The sequence below is a fragment of the Pseudomonas sp. URMO17WK12:I11 genome (assembly GCF_007677725.1).
GTDB lineage: Bacteria > Pseudomonadota > Gammaproteobacteria > Pseudomonadales > Pseudomonadaceae > Aquipseudomonas.
The window spans coordinates 1-269 of record NZ_VEDF01000056.1 but is presented as its reverse complement, the minus strand read 5'-3'; the positions used below and the strand labels follow the sequence as shown (position 1 = coordinate 269).

Annotated in this window: 1 protein-coding gene; it reads right to left on the bottom strand. The window is 46.1% G+C overall.

Annotated features, from left to right (window positions below; translation table 11 throughout):
• Window positions 1-80 precede the first annotated feature (80 nt).
• The coding region (locus FS665_RS23565; RefSeq protein ID WP_218570376.1) for a hypothetical protein at window positions 81-269 on the bottom strand (189 nt) is incomplete at its 5' end.

Below are 269 nucleotides of genomic sequence, written 5' to 3'. Positions count from 1 at the left end.
GAGAGTAGGTCATCGTCAAGATTCATTTCGCAAAACCCCTATCTGCGCGAGCAGGTAGGGGTTTTGTCTTTAAGTAGAAGCTATTGCTTCTCCTGGTTGGCTGAGCGCCAACCGGTGGTAGTAAAAAGGTGGTTGACAGCGTTTTCGAATGCTGTATTATTCACCTCCCGCGACGAGAGATCGAAGCGAGTTAAGTGGTTGAAGCTAAACGAGTTTCTCGCAAAAAACTTCAAAATAAACGCTTGACAGGCAATGAGGAAAGCGTAGAA